We start from the raw sequence: 19,488 nt of genomic DNA, 5'->3' as shown, positions 1-19,488 counted from the left end.
TTACATCCGTTTTGTTAATGATTGTGATCGAGATCGTTATCTGGATGTGTCTTTCAATGATGTGCCTGACGCACGCAGGGTTAACTGACGCCACAGCCATTCCACCGGCCCCTGGCGGAAGCGGCGCAGCCACAGCGATGAGACGAGGAGGTTAACAGCCCAGATGGGGGGAACAAAGGCCAGCAGCTGCAGACGATCGAAGCGCATAAACAGCCCGAGATGATAAAACAGGGTGGTGCAGATCAGGGTCTGCAGCAGGTAGTTGGTCAGCGCCATGCGTCCAACGCAGGCGATAGCGCCCACCAGGCGGAAACGGCACAGCTGCGGCCAGTAACCCCAGGCCAGCGAGGCATAGCCGATAGCCTGCAGGGGGGCGCTCAGTTCGCGCGGCGCCTGCAGCAAAAACGCGCACCAGCGATAGTCCCAGGCCAGATACCACTGGGCGAATATTGCCGGCAGATTCACCGCCATCCCGGCCACCACCAGCAGCACCCCCGTGCGCCGGTAGTGACGCAGGCTGAACTGCCCTTTGAGCCAGCCGCTGCGCATCAGCGCTGCGCCCATCAGCATCATCCCCGCCAGCTGCCAGCCATACTGGGCGCCCAGTGCCAGCAGATTGTCCGATAGCATATCCGCCCGGTTGCTGACTGCCTCCATGCCTCCGTGCAGCTTCCAGTACTGCTCATATTGCAGGTTCGCTGCGTCCGGCACCCAGGAGCGATTCGCCGCCGTCCCGGAGATCATCCCCAGCAGGACCAGCACCGCAATGCCGATGAGGTAGAGCACCACCCCGGTATTGAACAGCGATTTGACATGGTGCGCCTCACGCACCATGCGCCAGCTCACCAGCCCCACCAGGGCGTAGGCCAGCAGAATGTCGCCATCCCAGAAAAAAAGACCGTGAATGAAACCGAGCAGCGCCAGCAGCGTCAGCCGCGACTGGATCCAGCGCTTCCCTCGCGGGAGCAATAGCTGCAGACCGGCGCCAAACAGCAACGCGAACAGGGTGAGAAACTTCACCTGTGCCAGCAGGTCGAGGAGTGCCCACGTCCAGGTATCGCTGAGGGACGCGCTTCCTGACCAGGCGGGATTGAGGTAAGCGGCCTTCGGCAAGCCGAAGGCGCTGATATTGAGAAGCAGGATACCGAGGATGGCGACGCCGCGGACAAAGTCCAGCGTGACATTTCTCTCCATGTACCCTGCTCCGTTTTAGTTGTGGTGACGTACTGCGCGCAGGAATTCCTGGCGGGTATTCTGGCTGGATTTGAACAGGCCGCCGAGAGAGGTGGTGGTGGTTGCGCTGGTCGCGTCGCGGATGCCGCGCGCTTTCACGCAGTAATGCACCGCGTCAATGGATACCGCCACGTTGCTGGTGCCGAGCAGCGTCTGCAGCGCAATCAGGATCTGCTGGGTCAGACGCTCCTGGACCTGCGGACGCTGGGCGAAGAACTGCACGATGCGGTTGATTTTCGACAGGCCGATAACCGAATCTTTCGGGATATAGGCTACTGTCGCTTTACCATCGATGGTGACGAAATGGTGTTCGCAGGTGCTGGTCAGGGTGATATCGCGCACGGTAACCATTTCATCAACCTTCATTTTGTTTTCAATGACGGTGATTTTTGGGAAGCGGGAGTAATCCAGCCCGGAGAAGATCTCATCGACATACATTTTGGCGATGCGATGCGGGGTCTCCATCAGACTGTCATCACTCAGATCCAGATTCAGCAGTTGCATAATCTCGGTCATATGACCGGTAATCAAACGCTTGCGTGTTTCGTTATCAATTTCTTGTACTGGCGCACGCATCGGCGTCTCCAGCCCACGAGCGACCAGCGCTTCATGAACGAGGACGGCTTCTTTACTCAGTGATGACATTTGGGTTTCTCCTGCAGGTGTGGCGCTCTTTGCTTTTTCTGGGGGCAAAGTTTGTATTCATTGTGCGTGAGGTGGCGCACAGAATCCAGTAGCCGTAACGATAATTATTGAAATTGGCGCTGCCTTTTATTAGGGCCTGGAGCCGCGCCTCAGGCGCAGCGCCAAATCCTTATCGCCGAATCCGGAATGATCTAACCGCTGTACGCATCCATAAGCGCCATCGCTACACCGGCATGTTGGCTATAAGTTGCATTAATGATGCAGTAAGTTCTCAAAAGGAGAAAGTGAAAGTTACTCACCGGCTAATGAAATATCTGTATTATGAACGTTTACGCGCCCCCCCCTTTCGAGGAGCCTTGCATGGAACTGCTTGAAGAGCATCGCTGTTTTGACGGTCGGCAACAACGCTGGCGTCATCACTCCCCTGTCCTGAACTGCGCCATGACGTTCAGCATTTTTTTACCGCCTGAGCGCGAAACGCCGCCGCCGGTACTGTACTGGCTGTCCGGGCTGACCTGTAACGACGAAAACTTTACCACCAAGGCGGGCGCCCAGCGCATTGCCGCTGAGCTGGGCATCGCGCTGGTGATGCCGGATACCAGCCCGCGCGGTGATGAGGTCGCCAACGATGACGGATACGATCTGGGGCAAGGCGCCGGCTTCTACCTGAATGCCACCGAGGCGCCGTGGGCGGCGCACTATCGAATGTATGATTATCTGCGCGATGAACTGCCCGCGCTGATCCGTAGCGAGTTTAGCGTCGGCGAACGCTGCGCCATCAGCGGCCACTCGATGGGCGGTCACGGCGCGCTGGTGATGGCGCTCAAAAATCCGGGCCGCTACGCCAGCGTCTCCGCCTTCGCGCCGATCGTCAATCCCAGCCAGGTGCCGTGGGGCAAGAAAGCGTTTACCGCCTATCTGGGCGCGGATGAATCGACATGGCAGTCGTGGGACAGCTGCGCGCTGATGCAGGCCAGCCAGCCGGCTGACGCCGTGCCGACGCTGATCGACCAGGGCGATAACGATCCGTTCCTCGCCGGGCAATTACAGCCGGCCGTGCTGGCGGAAACCGCCCGCCAGAAGTCCTGGCCGTTAACGCTGCGTATCCAGCCTGGCTACGACCACAGCTATTACTTCATTGCCTCGTTTATTGAAGACCATCTGCGCTTCCATGCGCAGCATCTCTTTGGCTAAACACCAATACGCCGCGAAGCAGCTTCGCGGCGCATGCTCAGGCCCGCAGGCCACGTTTTAGTGCCGACGATCAGAAGCGATAATCCACCGCCATAAAGTAGCGACGGCCCTCTTCGGTGTAGCTGTAGTCGTCCCGGCTCAGATCTTTATCACCCACGTTCTGCACCCCGGAGCGCAGTTTCACGTTTTTGGTCACCTGCCATGCCGCGCCAACGTCAAACAGGGTGTAGCCGCCCGGCGTTTTCCCGGTGGCGCTCACCGAGCGCTGCTGGCCGGTATAGTTGGCCGTCACGTAGAAGGACCAGTCGTCCAGCGGTTTCCAGTCAAGCGTGCCGTTGGCGGTATGGAACGGCAGCGTCTGCAGCGGTTTGTCGCCGCCATTGCTCAGATCGCGGCCATCGTTGTAGGTGTAGTTCATCGTCAGCTTCCACTCATCGCCAAACGGGATCTTCACCTCCGTCTCCACCCCTTTGATGCGGGCTTTGTTGACGTTGAAATAGCGGAAGATCGGCACGCGCTTGCCGTTGACGGTTTTCCAGCCGACAAAGTTCGGGTAGCCCGGCGCTTCGCTGGCGCTGGAGGTGCGCAGAACATCGATCATATCGTCGACATTATTCTGGAAGGTGGTGATGCTGCCTTCGACATCTTCCAGCCAGCCCTCTTCCCCACGGTAGTAGAGACCGAGCTCGAAGCTTTCACTGGTTTCCGGTTTCAGATCCGGGTTACCGATGATGCTGCACGAGCCGCGGCAGGAGTTGGTGGTCCAGTCAGGGTTAAGCTGCAGCAGCGACGGGGCTTTAAACGCCGTCGCCCAGCCGCCTTTGACGGTGACGGTATCGGTGGCGTTATACACCAGATAGGCACGCGGGCTCCAGTGATCGCCATAGGTCTGGTGGTCGTCCATACGAATGCCGGTGGTCAGCGCCAGCGGCTCGATGATGCGCCATTCGTCTTCGATAAACAGGGCATACTGGCTGGCGGAGGTCGACTGGCTGCCGCTGCTCAGGTTGACCGGATCTTTCAGTTTATCGTGGCGCCATTCGCCGCCGAAGGTTACCAGCTGGTTAATCATGTCCAGCGGCAGGACATATTTGCCGTCGATGGCATTGCTTTCCGAGGTAATGGTCCCGTTCTGTCCCGGATTTTTGTTATCCACCTTTTCGCCGTAGAACTTGAGCTCGCTATTGCCCATATCCCAGCGGCCGTTATGGCTCAGGGAGTAGTTCTCACGCTCAAGGCGGTTGCGGTCAAGGGAATCGGAATCACGATCCTGACGGTCAAAGCCATAGCCCGCCGTAAAATCATGGTTTTCGCCCGGCGTCCAGGCGAATTCAACATTGCCATCGCGACTGGTGAAGCCCTCAATGCGCGGCGTCTCGCCAGTGGCGCTGCTGGAAGACTGCGGATCGTCCTTGGCGCGTTTTGCCAGGCTGCCGTAGGCCTTCATCCCGAGCACGCCGTCGATCAGCGGACCGCTGGTGAAGAACTGGCCGTTCCAGGTATCGCCGCGGTCGCGGTGTTCCTGAATGGTGGTATCGGCACTCAGCGTCCCGGTCCATTTCTGGCCGATTTTTTTGGTAATAATGTTGACCACGCCGCCGAGCGCATCGGAGCCGTAAAGGGAGGACATCGGGCCGCGCACCACCTCGATACGTTCGATGGCATCCACCGGGATCCAGTTCAGGTCGAAGTCATTATGGCGGAAGACGGCGTTCCGGGAGTTGACGCGTTTCCCGTCGACAAGGATCAGGGTATAGCTGCTGCTCAGACCGCGAATGCTGACGCCCTTGCGGTTATCCCCTTCGTTAGTGAGCTGGACCCCAGGGACATCGCGCAGTACGTCTTTCAGGTTCTGGACGGGCTTACGTTGTAAATCCTGCTGGGTGATGACGCTGATGCTCGCCGGCGCGTCTTTGACGCTCTGTTCAGTGGCCGAGGCGGTCACCACCAGCGTTTCTTCATTTACATCGGCGAGGGCCGGAAACGCCAAGGATACGACGGACGCAGACAATCCCGCCCGGATAAAAGGGTTTAACCTGAACATTCCAAATCTCCATGAGGTGTACAACCAAACAAACAAAAAGGTGCTGCTCACACGCGCTGGCGGCCTGTCGCTCTGTCGGCGGCATGCTCGCGCTGTTTTCTCGTCGATGTGGCTGGTCGCCCAATGTCAGTCTGACCCAATGGCAGAGACGGGGAGTGGCTTCATCCGTAATGGGCGAAAATGATAAAGATAATGATTACGATTATCAATATAATTATGAAGAATTGTGTCAAGCTGTAACCGTGCGGACATAAAAAAAGCCCTCTTTTCAGAGGGCTTTTATCACACAATCGCGAAGATTAACGCTTAAAGCGGTCCGGGAAGGTCATTTCGCTGTAGCGAACAAAGCGGGTGCCTTTCGCCAGCTTGTAACCAAACCAGATGACGAGGAACAGCGGAATACCGATGTAGGTCGCCGCCACGCCGCCCCAGTCGATTGTGTCCTTGAGGAACGCTTCGTAGTTCTGCCCGAGGGTGATGATCAGGCACAGCACGAAGGCGAAGATCGGCCCCAGCGGGAAGAACCCGGAACGATACGGCAGATTATTAATATCGTTACCCTGCAGAACATAGCCACGACGGAAACGATAGTGGCTGATCGCAATCCCCAGCCAGGCGATAAAGCCGGTCATCCCGGAGGTGTTCAGCAGCCACAGGTACACCGTCTGGTTGCCGAACATGGACGTCAGGAAGCACAGCGCCGCGATAACAGTGGTCGCGTACAGCGCGTTGCGCGGCACGCCGCCACGCGACAGCTTCGAGAAAATACGCGGCGCTTTGCCGTCGCAGGCCAGGGTGTACAGCATACGCGTGGAAGCGTACATCCCGGAGTTACCGGCCGACAGAACGGCGGTCAGGATAACCGCGTTCATGATCGCCGCCGCCGACAGCAGACCGGCGTGCTGGAAGACCAGCGTGAACGGGCTGACGGAGATATCCTTCACGTCGTTGCGCAGCAGGCTCGGGTCGGTGTACGGAATGATCAGGCTGATAATCAAAATGGCGAAAACGTAGAACAGCAGGATACGCCAGAAGACCTGGCGCACCGCGCGCGGGATGTTCTTCTCCGGATCCTCAGACTCACCGGCCGCGATGCCGATAAGCTCGGTGCCCTGGAAGGAGAAGCCGACAATCATTGCCACGCCGATCATCGCCGAGAAGCCGCCGGCGAACGGCGCATCCGCGATCCCCCAGTTGCTCCAGCCGGTAGGCTGCGACCCTTTGAAGATGCCGACAATCATCATCACGCCGACAATAATAAAGATAATGACGGTGGCGACTTTGATCAGCGAGAACCAGTATTCCGCCTCGCCAAAGCCGCGAACCGAGATCCAGTTCAGCAGGAACATAATGCCAAGGAACAAGGCGCTCCAGATCCAGCCCGGCGAGTCAGGGAACCAGTAGCTCATCACCAGCTGCGAGGCCACGAGGTCAACGGCGATCGTCACTGCCCAGTTGTACCAATAGTTCCAGCCCAGCGCGAAGCCAAAGCCTTCTTCAACATAATTCTGGCCGTAGGTGGCAAAGGAACCGGACACCGGCATAAACGCCGCCAGTTCACCCAGGCTGGTCATCAGGAAATAGACCATCAAACCGATCAGAATATACGACAGCAGCGCCCCGCCGGGACCTGCTTGCGAAATGGTTGCGCCAGAGGCAACAAAAAGACCCGTACCGATGGAACCGCCGATGGCGATCATGGTCAAGTGGCGCGCCTTGAGTTCACGACGTAGCGTGGGCGCTTCTGTGGTTTTAGTTTCCGAAACCATGTGATAATGCTATCCATCCAAAAAATGAGGCGCGATTGTAGCAGACGATCGGGGTTCCATCCGGTACAAATGCAAAGTTATAAGAGAGCTTCATGATCGCCCGCAAATTATTAGTAAAGCACTAACCTGCGGAATTGCCAGCGAATTCAGCCCGTTATGAGGCGGAAAAACCGGGTGCTACACCTGGCAATAATGCAGAAAACGTTGTAATGCTTTGGAAATATGTTTCTGCCGATGATGGATCCGCCACAGCGTGCGCGTCAGCCGGGGCAATGGCACTTTCAGCTCCGCCAGCGTGCCCGAGGCCAGTTGTTCGGCAATGACCCGCCGCGATAAACAGCTGATGCCCAGCCCATGCCGGACCGCATGTTTGATCGCCTCCGAGTTGCCCAGCTCCATGCCCATATGAAACGCCGGCAGATGCGACAGCAGAACATAATCGACAATCTCCCGGGTACCGGACCCATGCTCGCGCAGGATCCACGGCGCCTCGGCCAGCTGCTGCAAAGTCACCTCTCCCGCCAGCAGCGGCGAATCAGGCGCGGCAAACACCACCAGCTCATCTTCCAGCCACGGCTCGGCAATAATATCAGCGGCATGGCACGGCCCTTCAATCAGACCGAAATCCACCCGCAGGTCGGCGACGGCGTTGATCACATCCAGACTGTTACCCACGCTCAGCTCAACCGGCAGCTCCGGGAAGTCATGGCGATAGCGGGCAATGATCTCCGGCATAATATAGTTGCCGATGGTGCTGCTGGCATAGACCCGGATTGCCCCATTATCGCCGCGGAACAGCTGTTCGATCTCCAGCGCCCGCTCCAGCAGCGCCAGCGCACGCGGGTACAGCAGCCGTCCATGCTCATTCACCACCAGTCGTTTACCGACGCGGTCAAACAGCTGCACGCCGAGCTGCCCTTCCAGATCGGTCAGCGCGGCGCTGACCGCAGATTGCGAAAGCGCCAACATCTGTGACGCCTGAGTGGTTGACCCACTCTTGTGGACTTCGGCGAACACTTCCAGCTGCCGCAGCGTAATATGCATAACCCACCCGTTTAGTAATCCAACCTGAATAACCTTCCTTACTATGGTGACACAAATCGAGGCGGCTGAAGGAAGGAAAATCCGCTTATGTCACAAAATCATCGTCTTGCCGGGGGAAACCGCCCCGCTTCCGCCGCCTCAGGCCCCTGACCCGTTGTCAGCGACGATGCGGCCATTAACCACTTATTACGATTGATTATAAACATATAATCAATTTTATATTTAACCCCGCGCGGCGTAACCTTTAGGCAGACAAAGGAGAAGGTTATGACAGCACTCACTTTACCCACCAAACATCGTTCCCTGTGGCATTTTGTCCCAGGCCTGGCGCTGACCGCCGCGCTGACCGGCGCCGCCCTGTGGGCCGGTAGTTTCCCGGCCATCGCCGGCGCAGGCTTTAGCGCCCTGACCCTCGCTATCCTGTTCGGGATGGTCGTCGGCAACACGGTCTACCCGAAAATCTGGCAGCCCTGCGACGGCGGGGTGATCTTCGCCAAGCAGCATCTGCTGCGCCTGGGGATCATCCTCTATGGCTTCCGCCTGACGTTCGCCCAGATTGCCGACGTCGGCGTGAGCGGTATTTTGATTGACGTACTGACGCTCTCCAGTACCTTTTTCATCGCCTGCTTCCTTGGCCAGAAAGTGTTTGGTCTCGACAAACACACCAGTTGGCTGATCGGCGCCGGCAGCAGTATCTGCGGCGCGGCGGCCGTGCTCGCCACCGAGCCGGTGGTCAAAGCCGAAGCCAGTAAAGTGACCGTCGCCGTCGCCACGGTGGTTATCTTCGGTACCATCGCCATCTTCCTCTACCCGGCGATGTACCCGCTGCTGGCGCACTGGTTTACCCCGGAGACCTACGGGATCTATATGGGTTCCACCATGCATGAAGTGGCGCAGGTGGTTGCCGCCGGCCATGCGGTCAGCCCGGACGCGGAGAACGCGGCGGTTATCGCTAAAATGCTGCGCGTCATGATGCTGGCTCCGTTCCTGCTGTTCCTGGCGGCGCGTGTTAAACAACTGACCCCGGCAGGCAACGGCGAGAAAAGCAAAATCACCATTCCGTGGTTCGCGATTATGTTCATCCTGGTGGCGGTGTTTAACTCCTTCCATCTGCTGCCGAAAGCCGTGGTGGATATGCTGGTGACGCTGGATACCGTTCTGCTGGCGATGGCAATGGCCGCCCTCGGGGTCACCACTCACGTCAGCGCGCTGAAAAAAGCCGGGGCGAAACCGCTGCTGATGGCGCTGATGCTGTTCGTCTGGTTGATTGTCGGCGGCGGGGCTATTAACGTCGCTATCCACAGCCTGATGGCATAAAGCACTACATCTTTCTCCAGTTAAGCCGCTATCATTACCCACCCCCCAGCGGCTTTAACTGGAGTTTTTTTATGAAATACGTAGGAGCGCACGTGAGCGCCTCAGGTGGACTGGCCAATGCCGCCATTCGCGCCGCCGAAATCGAAGCAACCGCCTTCGCCCTCTTCACCAAGAACCAGCGCCAGTGGCGCGCCGCGCCGCTCAGCGACGAGACCATCGCCGAATTCAAAGCCGCCTGTGAAAAGTATCACTTTGGCCCGGGGCAGATCCTGCCGCACGACAGCTATCTGATTAACCTCGGCCACCCGGTGGAAGAGGCGCTGGAAAAATCCCGTGATGCCTTCATTGATGAAATGACCCGCTGCCAGCAGCTGGGGCTGACGCTGCTCAACTTCCACCCCGGCAGTCATCTGCAGCAGATCCCGGAGGAGGCGTGCCTGGCGCGCATCGCCGAATCGATCAATATCGCGCTGGCGAAGACCGAAGGCGTCACCGCGGTTATCGAAAATACCGCCGGCCAGGGCAGCAACCTCGGCTTTAAGTTCGAGCACCTCGCGGCGATTATCGACGGCGTGGAAGATAAATCCCGCGTCGGCGTCTGCATCGATACCTGCCACGCGTTCGCCGCCGGCTATGACCTGCGCAGCGCGGAAGCGTGTGAAAAGACTTTCGCCGAGTTTGCGCGCATCGTCGGCTTCCAGTATCTGCGCGGCATGCACCTGAATGATGCCAAGAGTACGTTTGGCAGCCGCGTTGACCGTCACCATAGCCTTGGCGAAGGCAACATCGGCCACGACTGCTTCAGCTGGATCATGCAGGACAGCCGCTTCGACGGCATTCCACTGATTCTGGAAACCATCAACCCGGATATCTGGGCGGAAGAGATTGCCTGGCTGCGGGCACAGCAGACCGCCGAAGTGGCGTAAAACAGAGATAAAAAAAGGGCCGAACAATCGGCCCTTTTTTATTACGGTAAGATTATGCCGCTTTTTCGACTTCCACTGCCTGCGCTTCCGGGCGTTTCAGCACCGCGTAGGAGAGGCCCGCCACCAGCGTCCCGGCAACAATCGCCAGCAGGTAGCCCAGCACCGGCGTAATCGCTCCCGGGATCAGCAGGACAAACAGACCGCCGTGCGGCGCCATCAGTTTCGCGCCAATCGCCATCGAGATAGCGCCGGTTACCGCGCCGCCGACGATACAGCAAGGCAGAACGCGCATCGGGTCACGGGCGGCAAAAGGAATCGCCCCTTCAGAGATAAAGCACAGGCCGAGAACCAGCGCGGCTTTCCCCCCTTCACGCTGCCCTTTGTCGAACTTATTGCGGGCAACCAGCGTCGCGATACCCATCGCCAGCGGAGGCACCATACCGGCCGCCATGATCGCCGCCATCGGCGCGTAGGTCTGGGTACTCAGCAGGCCCACGCCAAAGGCATAGGCCGCTTTGTTCACCGGCCCGCCCATGTCGGTACACATCATCGCGCCGAGGATCGCGCCCAGCAGAACCGCGTTCGCGGTGCCCATGGTTTGCAGCCAGTGGGTGAGCCAGGTGAGGATACCGGCTACCGGTTTACCGATCAGGTAGATCATCGCCAGACCCACGATCAGGCTGGAGACCAGCGGAATGATCAGGATTGGCTTCAGCGCTTCCATACTCTGCGGCAGTTTCAGCTTAGTGCTGATGGCTTTCGCCACGTAACCGGCAAGGAAACCAGCGATGATTCCGCCGATAAAGCCGGAGCCGCCGCTGACCGCCAGCATACCGCCAATAAGACCCGGGGTCAGACCCGGACGGTCGGCAATGGAGAAGGCGATAAAGCCTGCCAGCACCGGCACCATCAGCGCGAAGGCCGAGCCGCCGCCGATCTGCATCAGCGCCGCCGCCAGGGTGTCTTTCACTTCAAACGCTTTGATCCCGAAGGCGAAGGAGAGCGCGATACACAGGCCCCCGGCCACCACCATCGGCAGCATGTAGGAGACGCCGGTCAGCAGGTGGCGATAGGCGCCCGCCGACTCTTTTTTCCCTTCGCCAGCAGCCTGAGGTTTACCGGAAGGCTGGTACGGTTTGGCTTCGGCCACTGCTTTATCCAGCTCAAGAGCGGTTTTCTTCAGTGCCAGACCGGTAGTCGTGCGATACATTGGCTTACCGGCGAACTTCGCCAGGTCCACCTCGATATCGGCGGCGACGATCACCAGATCCGCCTCGGCCACCTCTTCCGGGGTGATAGCATTGCCAGCCCCGACGGAGCCGCGAGTTTCCACCTTCACCCACCAGCCGCGTTTTTTCGCTTCGGTTTCGATGGCTTCCGCCGCCATAAAGGTATGGGCAACGCCGGTCGGGCAGGCGGTGACCGCGACAATACGTTTCGGTCCTCCGGTGGCCGCCGGGACTGCTGCCGCGGCAGGGGCCGCGTACGGCGTCGCGTGACCTTTGGCTTCGCTGAGGAACAGCTCCGGGTGCGCCACGGCGCGATTAATATCGCCAAGGTAGACCTGTTTGCCGTTCAGTGCGCTGTCGGTGGGCAGCGCCGCGCCCAGCACAATCACCAGTTCGGCATCGTTCGGGTTATCAATCAGTTCAAGGTGCGCTTTAGGCGCTGCCGCTCCCAGCAGGGTTTTCGCCATATAGGCGCGTGCCTGTCCGAGTCCGGCATCAATAATCAGCAGCGTTTTCATTATGCCTCTCCTGCTGTCAATTAAAGGGTTGTAAGTCGACGCGCGCCATCATCGCGGCCAACTGGGTACGGTCGGTAATACCCACGTTGCTCTGGCTGACGGCCAGGGCAGCGACGGCAGTCGCCAGGCGCAGGGTATGCTCGCTGGATTCACGCATCAGCAGGCCGTAAATCAGGCCGCCAACCATCGAATCGCCGGCGCCGACGGTGCTGACCACTTCCACTGAAGGCGGTTTGGCAATCCACTCACCGGAGGCGTTCACCCACAGCGCGCCCTCTTCACCCAGGGAAATCACCACGTGGGCGATACCCTGCTCGCGCAGCGCATGGGCGGCTTCGATAACATCTTTCATCTCCGGCAGCTTGCGCCCGGCCCAGATTTCCAGCTCGCGACGGTTCGGTTTCACCAGCCACGGCGCCGCTTTCAGTCCTGCAACCAGCGCTTCGCGGCTGCTGTCGAAAATAATGCATGGGCACTGGCTGCGCAGACGGGTCATCCAGTCAGTGAAGGCCTCCGGGCTGACGCCGGACGGCAGGCTGCCGCTGACGCAGACCATATCGAACTGCCCAAGCCAGCTCAGGGAGTCGTTGACGAAGCGTTCCCAGTCGCCCGGGGTGACTTCAAAGCCGGAGAAGTTGAAATCCGTCACTTCGCCATCTTTTTCCGTCAGCTTAACGTTGATGCGGGTCCGGCCCTGCACCACCTGGAAACGGTTGGCGATACCCAGCTCGCTGAACAGCTGCTGAAAGCCATCCTGATTGTCTTTGCCCAGGAAGCCGCCGACGGTGACATCAATGCCGAGATCTTTCAGCACTTTCGCCACGTTGATGCCTTTCCCGGCTGCGTGCAGGCCAGTGGTGCGCACCAGGTTCACTTCACCGCGTTCAACCTCCGGGGTGAACCCCACCAGATCGTACGCCGGGTTTAACGTAATCGTTGCTACACGTCTGCTCATTTATGCGCCCTCCCCAAGGCCTGCGGCGATCGCTTCGCCAATCGCATCCAGCGCTTGTTGCGCATCCTCACCCTGCGCGGTGAAACGCAGACGGTGACCTTTTTTCACACCCAGCGCCACGACCTTCATCAGGCTACGACCGTTGGCCGGCTTGCCGGAACCGTCGAGGTTGGTGACGGTGACGTCGCTGGAGAATTGTTTAATCGTATTGACCAGCATAGTGCCCGGACGGGCATGCAGGCCATGCTCATTGCGCACGACGAATTCGGCGCTCAGCACATCCTCCGCAATGGCATCGTCGCTGGTCAGCAGCGCCAGCACGGTGGCGGCGTCGGCTTTCAGCAAACGGTCAGCTTTCTTATCCAGCAGCAGCTTGCTCAGGCGGTTCAGCACCGCAGTCGGCTGCTCATCGGCCATCGCCACCGTGACCAGCAGGGAAACCGGCTGATCGTCGCGGGTAAAGGCATTAGCCGCACGACTGACCGCCACGGCGCTGCGCAGATTGCCTTCCGCACTGTCGTTCAGCCAGATGCCCTGACCGAGGTTCAGCGGCGTATCGTTGATAGCGTGGCTAACGAATGCCGTGTCAGCAGCACCCACTTCTTTCAGCCGCGCCGCGTTCAGCGCCTGCAGGGTCAGCAGATCGCTGGCCGCCACGTCAAGGCTCAGGGTCTCGTTGTCCAGCTTCAGCGCTTCGCTCTGTTTTTCCCCCATCAGCAGCGCACGCAGCTCTTCCGCGGTGGTAGCGGACTGCAGCTGAGCGGCGACCGCGTCATCACTTAGCACATGGGTCAGCTGACGCAGCAGGCCGAGGTGTTCATCTGAGCTGGCGGCAATACCGATCGCCACATAGGCGGTCTGCCCTTCGCCCCAGGTGACGCCCTGCGGGAACTGAAACACCTGGACGCCGGTCTTCAGCACCTGGTCACGGGTGTCCGTCGTGCCGTGCGGGATCGCAATCCCGTTGCCGAGGAAGGTCGAGGTCTGCTGCTCGCGAGCCAGCATACCGTTCACGTAGCCATCAGCCACGTTGCCGGCGCTGACCAGCGCGGCGGCGACCTGCCGGATGGCCTCTTCTTTATTACCGGCCTGCTGGCCGGGATGAATATCCTGCACAGATAACTGGAACATGGTTCTCCTCTCCTGCTGAATTGAATCGTTTCAGCTAACTTGAGAAAAAAGGCGCCATCTGACGGTGAACGGATTGTCGAATGACGCTGAAACGTTTCAAGAATTTTGTACCTTTCTTGCTCAACGCGCAAGGTACGTCAGCGACTTGATTGCAGAACTTAGAGGTACTGCACACTTTTGCTGAAGCCTTTGCTAGCGACTACCGCAAACGTCAGCTTTTTGCTGAACCTTATATTTTGAAACGCCTTTTTAATTATTCGTGTCATACTACTGTTTATTTTCAGCCAGCAGGCGTAAACTCCGCGCCGTCTCCTGAAACTACAGAAAACCGAACATGCAAAACCGTAGCGCCGCCCTTCCCCGACGCGGGTTCGATGTAACCTCTTCCGCATTCTTGATCGTCGCCTTTCTGACAGGCATTGCCGGGGCGTTGCAAACCCCAACCCTGAGCCTCTTTTTGACCAACGAAGTGCACGTCCGCCCGGCGATGGTCGGCTTCTTTTTTACCGGTAGCGCCGTCATTGGCATTCTGGTCAGTCAGTTCCTCGCCGGCCGTTCCGACCGCAGGGGCGATCGCAAGCAGCTGATTGTCATCTGCTGCCTGCTGGGGGTGCTGGCCTGCCTGCTGTTTGCCTGGAACCGGAACTACTTCATCTTGCTGTTTATCGGCGTCTTCCTCAGTAGCTTTGGCTCGACTGCCAACCCGCAGATGTTCGCCCTCGCGCGCGAGCACGCCGACAAGACCGGTCGCGAAGCGGTGATGTTCAGCTCCATTTTGCGCGCCCAGGTCTCCCTGGCGTGGGTGATTGGTCCCCCGCTGGCCTACGCCCTGGCGATGGGGTTTGGTTTTACCGCGATGTATCTCAGCGCCGCGGCGGCGTTTATCGTCTGCGGGATCATGGTCTGGCTGTTCTTGCCCAGCATGCGTAAAGCGACGGCAGTGGCGACCGGCCGGCTGGAAGCCCCGCGCACGCACCGTCGCGATGCGCTGCTGCTGTTCAGCATCTGCACGCTCATGTGGGGTACCAACAGCCTGTACATCATTAATATGCCGCTGTTTATCATTAATGAGCTGCATCTGCCTGAGAAGCTGGCCGGGCTGATGATGGGCACCGCGGCCGGACTGGAAATTCCTACCATGCTGATTGCCGGTTACTACGCCCGGCGCTTCGGCAAACGCTTTCTGATGCGCCTTTCGGCAGTAGCCGGTGTGTTGTTTTACGTGGGCATGTTGACGGTGCATACGCCAGCGCTGCTGCTGGCGATGCAGGTGCTGAACGCCGTCTATATCGGGATCCTCGCCGGGATCGGCATGCTCTATTTCCAGGATCTGATGCCGGGACAGGCGGGCGCGGCCACCACCCTCTACACCAATACCACCCGCGTTGGCTGGATTATCGCCGGTTCACTGGCGGGGGTAGTGGCGGAAATTTGGAGCTATCACGCGGTGTTCTGGATTGCGCTGGTCATGGGTATCGCCGCTCAGGCTTGCCTGTGGCGGATCAGGGATGTATAGGCAAGACGGCCCGGCCGCGACCGGGCCATCCTGATTAATGATCCAGATAGAGGTAATGCAGCCAGCTGGTCATCCGTAGCAGGACTTTGCGCATAATCGACACATGGGCAAAATAATCGGTATAAACCGCCGCCTGCGCACTGACCCCGTCCGGTAAATGTTCCACTTCCGGGTGGGGATCGAGGTCGATCAGCACATAGATGCCCTCTTTTCCTGCCCCGGCGCTCAGCCCCTGCAGCGCACCGCTGGCCTGATAGCTGCCATCCGGTATCGCCGGCAGCACCCGCGATACCTTACCGCTATAGACGCTGCCTGGCAGACCATTAAACACCACCTCCGCGCTATCCCCGGCCGTCAGACGCAGAACCGAGTTCTGGCGGAATACCGCCACCACCTGGCGCTTTTGCTGGGGAATAAACACCAGCACCGGCTTGAAGGGCAGACGTACCGCGGTCATCCCCGGCCGCGCCAATAGCTGGGTAACGTAGCCGTCACTCGGCGCACGAACCACGGTTTGCGCCAGATTATACTCCGCCTCGAGGATCTGCGATTTCAGACTGGCAATGTTGGCATCAAGCCCATTATAGCGGCCAGACACCTGCTCTCTGGCGTTTTGTAATTGCGCTTTCGCCGCCTGCAATACCGCCGTCTGGATCTGCACCTGCTGCCTGGCGTGAGTCACATCCTGTTCCGAGAAAGGATTGACCGGCATGGCCGCCCCCTGAGCATAACGCTGGTCGTCACGGGTAACGCGATCGTACTCGGCCTGCGCCTGCTGCACTCTGGCGCTGGCATCGTCAATGGTCGCCTGCTTCGCCCGTAGCGTCGCCTCCTCGGCCGCCAGATCGGCCTGCAGTTTGTTCAACCGCGCGCGGTAGCGGGTGTCATCGATGCGGAACAGCAGTTCGCCCTTCTTCATTAACACGTTGGTTTTACTGGTGACCTCAACCACCTCGCCTGAGACCTGAGGCACCATCGGAATAGAGACGACAATTTTTTGCGCCCGCAGCGTATAGGGATGGTTATAGTTCATCGTTAATATTAACGTGCCTACGACCACTATTCCGCCTAATATAGCAGTGGGGATCGTCCATTTATTTACTGGAATGCGAAATATCTTAAAAACGCCCCAGGCGATGGCGACATAGCAAAGGATAATTAACAGATCCATATTATTTCTCGTTATTCCCCGCTGACGCTTGCTGACTATTTTTTAACGCTGCTTCGAGTAACGCAATGCGTTTCTCCAGTTCCTCGCGTTGCAGACTATCCTCGGTCTGCGAAGCCATCCCCCACCCGCGGTCAGGGCGGTACAAGGTGGCCCAGATCCACAGAAAAGGCCAGATAGCATGCAGGGTAAACAGGCTTATCCAGCCCGCCACATGAATCGCGTCCTGATGGGGGTGCTGTCGTTTTTGCGCGATATGATAGGGAATATCGTGGATAATAATCACTCCATAAAATAATATGAGAAAAACCAGTATTAATACAAACAAAGCAAAATAATTAAGCAGCATGGTGCATATACACTCAGTAAGCCAGCGGGAAGATCATTATTTTTAATGACGTCGAGGACCACAAAAGAAGCGATAAAACGCACAATTTTCCTTAAATAACGGACTGTTCAACGCAAAGGCCATCATACGTTTAGCGGATCAATAAATCACATGGCAATTCCGCCAAACTGGTATATCATTTTTGATATATTACAGATATCAGGCAGCGATAAGATGTTGAAAGACTTTAAAATGGATGAGCTCAGAGTTATCAGCGCCATCGCCGAAACCGCCAGCGTGAGCCGGGCGGCCCAGCGCCTGAATATGCCCCAGTCTAACGTCTCGCGGACGCTGACCAGCGTGGAGCGGAAAGTCGGTTTGGCCATTTTCCTGCGCACCGCCCGAGAACTGGTGCGCACCGAGTTTGGCGAGCAGTTTATCCATGCCAGTCGCGCGGTTCTCGAACAACATGAGCAGCTTATCAACCTTGCCGACCGTTATAAGAACACGCTGCAGGGCGTGGTCACGCTCGGGGCCCCCATCGGTATCCATCAGTTTCTCGGGCGGTATATTCTGCCGGCGCTGAGAAAAACCCTGCCGGAGCTGCAGATCAATCTGGTCACCCGCAACGCCAGTGAGCGGGAACAGAAATACGGCGCCATTTTTAATAGCGACTGCGATCTGCTGATAAGCCCCTTTAAGCCGCAGAATGAAAATCTCATCGCCCGCCCCTTTACCCGCTTTCGCACCGGCGTCTTCGCCTCTCCGGACTATCTGGCGCAACATCCTATCGCCGAGCCGGAGGCGCTGGTGGATCATGAGTGCATTACCCTGCGCATGCTGGGCGGCAGCGACAATATCTGGACCTTCAAAAGCAAAAACGGCAAACCGCTTAATCTCACGGTAAAAGGGGGATTCGTTTGCGATAACACGCTACCGGCGGTGGAGCTGGCGAAGCTGGGGATGGGGATCGTCTATGCGCCCTACTATTCACTTGCCACCGAGCTGGCGGCGGGACAGCTGGTTCCCTGTCTGAAAAAGGAGCGCTGTATCGACCTGCAGGCCTGGCTTATCTTCCAGCGGCGGGACATTCTCCCCCTGCGCGTACAGGCGCTACTCGACGGCCTCAGCGCCCATATCAAAAACCTGTCTCATCTGCTGCTTTAAGCTCAGGGTGCGGTGGCCAGTTCAAGATCCAGCAGCCAGGTGATGGCGTCATCGCGGTTGGTGAAGCACATCTCGGGCGAGGGCTGCAGGCTGGCGCACACCTTCGGGCGCAGAGGGGAGCCGAAAATCAGGCATAAATTGTGCTCGGAAAGCTGAATACAGCGGGTATTGGCGGGCTTGCCCTGCGGCATGCCGGGTATTGGCGATGATATAGAGGGAGCGATGCAACATGCGCCACACTCGGTACGACATTCCACAACCCAGCTCCCAAACGCTCATTTTGTGCCACAGCCTAAACGTTTTGCCAGAAGATAGCAAAACTCGCGAATTCCGCTTGCCTGAAGGCGCGGGCGCGAGTAGTTTTACGCGATATTTTTGACTCGTTAAGTGACAGGATTACTGCAATGCCAAGAGCGAATGAAATTAAAAAAGGTATGGTGCTGAATTACAACGGCAAGCTGCTGATTGTGAAAAATATCGATATTCAGTCACCCAGCGCCCGTGGTGCTGCGACACTGTATAAAATGCGCTTCTCCGATGTGCGTACCGGCCTGAAAGTGGAAGAGCGCTTCAAAGGTGACGATATCGTCGATACCGTGACTCTGACCCGCCGTTTCGTTGACTTCTCCTATGTCGATGGCAACGAATACGTGTTCATGGATAAAGAAGACTATACCCCTTACACCTTTACCAAAGAGCAGATCGAAGAAGAGCTGCAGTTTATTCCGGAAGGCGGTATGCCGGATATGCAGGTGCTGACCTGGGACGGCCAGCTGCTGGCCCTGGAGCTGCCGCAGACCGTTGACCTGGAAATTATCGAAACCGCGCCGGGTATTAAAGGGGCATCCGCCAGCTCCCGCACCAAGCCAGCCACCATGAGCACCGGCCTGGTCATTCAGGTGCCGGAATACCTGACCACCGGTGAGAAAATCCGCATTCATATCGAAGAGTGCCGCTATATGGGCCGCGCGGATTAATCCTCTGTGACGCACCGACAGTAAAAAAGGACAGCCGCTGGCTGTCCTTTTTATTTGGCGACGGTATACCCTGTGCCGGGTAATATTCATTCAACACGGTTCCCGTATTTGTGCCGGATGGCGGCTGACGCCTTATCCGGCCTGGGGGCCGGGCGCCCTGTCGTTAATTTATTCACTATTCTTGCTGAAACTGCCGGTGGTGGCGGCCTCAACATCGCTGAGACGTTCCCGGAAGGCCGGGGCAGCCCGCATGGATGCGGGCTGAGGGCCGTGTTTTGCACGGACGCTGCCTCGGCCCGACCCGAAGCCTGCAGGGATAAGTCGAAG

The 19,488-nt window shown here is 58.2% G+C and carries 17 protein-coding genes; 6 read left to right on the top strand and 11 right to left on the bottom strand.

Features of this window, described 5'->3' with window-relative positions:
* Positions 1-36 precede the first annotated feature (36 nt).
* Positions 37-1,194 (bottom strand): DUF418 domain-containing protein YeiB, encoded by a 1,158-nt coding sequence (yeiB, locus tag CWM53_RS25030; protein WP_074388040.1) that lies wholly within the window; start codon positions 1,192-1,194, stop codon positions 37-39.
* Between the two features lie 15 nt (positions 1,195-1,209).
* Entirely contained in the window at positions 1,210-1,878 is a 669-nt protein-coding gene (folE, locus tag CWM53_RS25025; protein WP_023290444.1) for a GTP cyclohydrolase I FolE, read from the bottom strand.
* Positions 1,879-2,238: 360 nt separating this feature from the next.
* On the opposite strand from folE, the gene fghA reads away from it, so the two are divergent.
* The gene (gene fghA / locus CWM53_RS25020) at positions 2,239-3,072 is read left to right on the top strand and encodes an S-formylglutathione hydrolase (protein WP_100729470.1); all 834 of its coding nucleotides are present in this window, start codon (positions 2,239-2,241) and stop codon (positions 3,070-3,072) included.
* Between the two features lie 70 nt (positions 3,073-3,142).
* Here fghA and cirA read toward each other — a convergent pair whose 3' ends face one another.
* The 3 genes from cirA to yieE form a co-directional block, all read right to left on the bottom strand.
* Positions 3,143-5,116 carry a catecholate siderophore receptor CirA gene (cirA, locus tag CWM53_RS25015; protein ID WP_061153866.1) on the bottom strand — a complete coding sequence of 658 codons (1,974 nt, stop codon included), beginning with the start codon at positions 5,114-5,116 and terminating at the stop codon, positions 3,143-3,145.
* A gap of 299 nt (positions 5,117-5,415) precedes the next feature.
* Positions 5,416-6,885 (bottom strand): amino acid permease, encoded by a 1,470-nt coding sequence (locus CWM53_RS25010; RefSeq protein WP_074388038.1) that lies wholly within the window; start codon positions 6,883-6,885, stop codon positions 5,416-5,418.
* Between the two features lie 177 nt (positions 6,886-7,062).
* Complete coding sequence (gene yieE, locus CWM53_RS25005; protein ID WP_061153864.1) at positions 7,063-7,929, bottom strand: DNA-binding transcriptional regulator YeiE; 867 nt, start codon at positions 7,927-7,929, stop codon at positions 7,063-7,065.
* Between the two features lie 267 nt (positions 7,930-8,196).
* Here yieE and CWM53_RS24995 point away from each other — a divergent pair, with 267 nt between their 5' ends.
* Entirely contained in the window at positions 8,197-9,246 is a 1,050-nt protein-coding gene (locus CWM53_RS24995) for a YeiH family protein (RefSeq protein WP_012967550.1), read from the top strand.
* 71 nt (positions 9,247-9,317) lie between these two features.
* Positions 9,318-10,172: a deoxyribonuclease IV gene (gene nfo, locus CWM53_RS24990; protein WP_061153862.1), complete on the top strand. Its 855-nt coding sequence runs from the start codon at positions 9,318-9,320 to the stop codon at positions 10,170-10,172.
* A gap of 52 nt (positions 10,173-10,224) precedes the next feature.
* Here nfo and fruA read toward each other — a convergent pair whose 3' ends face one another.
* Genes fruA through fruB form a run of 3 tightly spaced genes read right to left on the bottom strand, consistent with a single transcriptional unit; the run spans position 10,225 to position 14,005 of the window.
* The gene (fruA, locus tag CWM53_RS24985; protein ID WP_100631147.1) at positions 10,225-11,919 is read right to left on the bottom strand and encodes a PTS fructose transporter subunit IIBC; all 1,695 of its coding nucleotides are present in this window, start codon (positions 11,917-11,919) and stop codon (positions 10,225-10,227) included.
* Positions 11,920-11,935: 16 nt separating this feature from the next.
* On the bottom strand, positions 11,936-12,874 hold the full coding sequence (gene fruK, locus CWM53_RS24980) for a 1-phosphofructokinase (RefSeq protein WP_061153860.1): 939 nt from the start codon (positions 12,872-12,874) through the stop codon (positions 11,936-11,938).
* Positions 12,875-14,005 (bottom strand): fused PTS fructose transporter subunit IIA/HPr protein, encoded by a 1,131-nt coding sequence (gene fruB / locus CWM53_RS24975; RefSeq protein ID WP_074388034.1) that lies wholly within the window; start codon positions 14,003-14,005, stop codon positions 12,875-12,877.
* Between the two features lie 334 nt (positions 14,006-14,339).
* On the opposite strand from fruB, the gene setB reads away from it, so the two are divergent.
* Positions 14,340-15,521, top strand: coding sequence for a sugar efflux transporter SetB (setB, locus tag CWM53_RS24965; protein ID WP_061153857.1), 1,182 nt, complete (start codon positions 14,340-14,342; stop codon positions 15,519-15,521).
* A 34-nt stretch (positions 15,522-15,555) separates the two neighbouring features.
* On the opposite strand, the gene CWM53_RS24960 is transcribed toward setB, so the two are convergent.
* Both CWM53_RS24960 and CWM53_RS24955 read right to left on the bottom strand, forming a co-directional pair.
* A complete protein-coding gene (locus CWM53_RS24960) occupies positions 15,556-16,692 on the bottom strand; it encodes an HlyD family secretion protein (RefSeq protein ID WP_100729471.1) in 1,137 nt (378 codons plus the stop codon).
* Position 16,693: 1 nt separating this feature from the next.
* The gene (locus tag CWM53_RS24955) at positions 16,694-17,038 is read right to left on the bottom strand and encodes a DUF3302 domain-containing protein (protein ID WP_061153855.1); all 345 of its coding nucleotides are present in this window, start codon (positions 17,036-17,038) and stop codon (positions 16,694-16,696) included.
* 213 nt (positions 17,039-17,251) lie between these two features.
* On the opposite strand from CWM53_RS24955, the gene CWM53_RS24950 reads away from it, so the two are divergent.
* A complete protein-coding gene (locus CWM53_RS24950) occupies positions 17,252-18,184 on the top strand; it encodes a LysR family transcriptional regulator (protein WP_061156333.1) in 933 nt (310 codons plus the stop codon).
* Positions 18,185-18,186: 2 nt separating this feature from the next.
* Here CWM53_RS24950 and CWM53_RS24945 read toward each other — a convergent pair whose 3' ends face one another.
* A complete protein-coding gene (locus CWM53_RS24945; protein WP_100729472.1) occupies positions 18,187-18,441 on the bottom strand; it encodes a YkgJ family cysteine cluster protein in 255 nt (84 codons plus the stop codon).
* Positions 18,442-18,588: 147 nt separating this feature from the next.
* On the opposite strand from CWM53_RS24945, the gene yeiP reads away from it, so the two are divergent.
* Positions 18,589-19,161 (top strand): elongation factor P-like protein YeiP, encoded by a 573-nt coding sequence (gene yeiP / locus CWM53_RS24940; protein ID WP_002912951.1) that lies wholly within the window; start codon positions 18,589-18,591, stop codon positions 19,159-19,161.
* Positions 19,162-19,488: the final 327 nt, after the last annotated feature.

The sequence above is a fragment of the Klebsiella sp. A-Nf5 genome (assembly GCF_002810545.1).
GTDB lineage: Bacteria > Pseudomonadota > Gammaproteobacteria > Enterobacterales > Enterobacteriaceae > Klebsiella > Klebsiella variicola.
The sequence above is the reverse complement of the archived record's forward strand: the minus strand, read 5'-3'. Positions and strand labels throughout refer to the sequence as shown.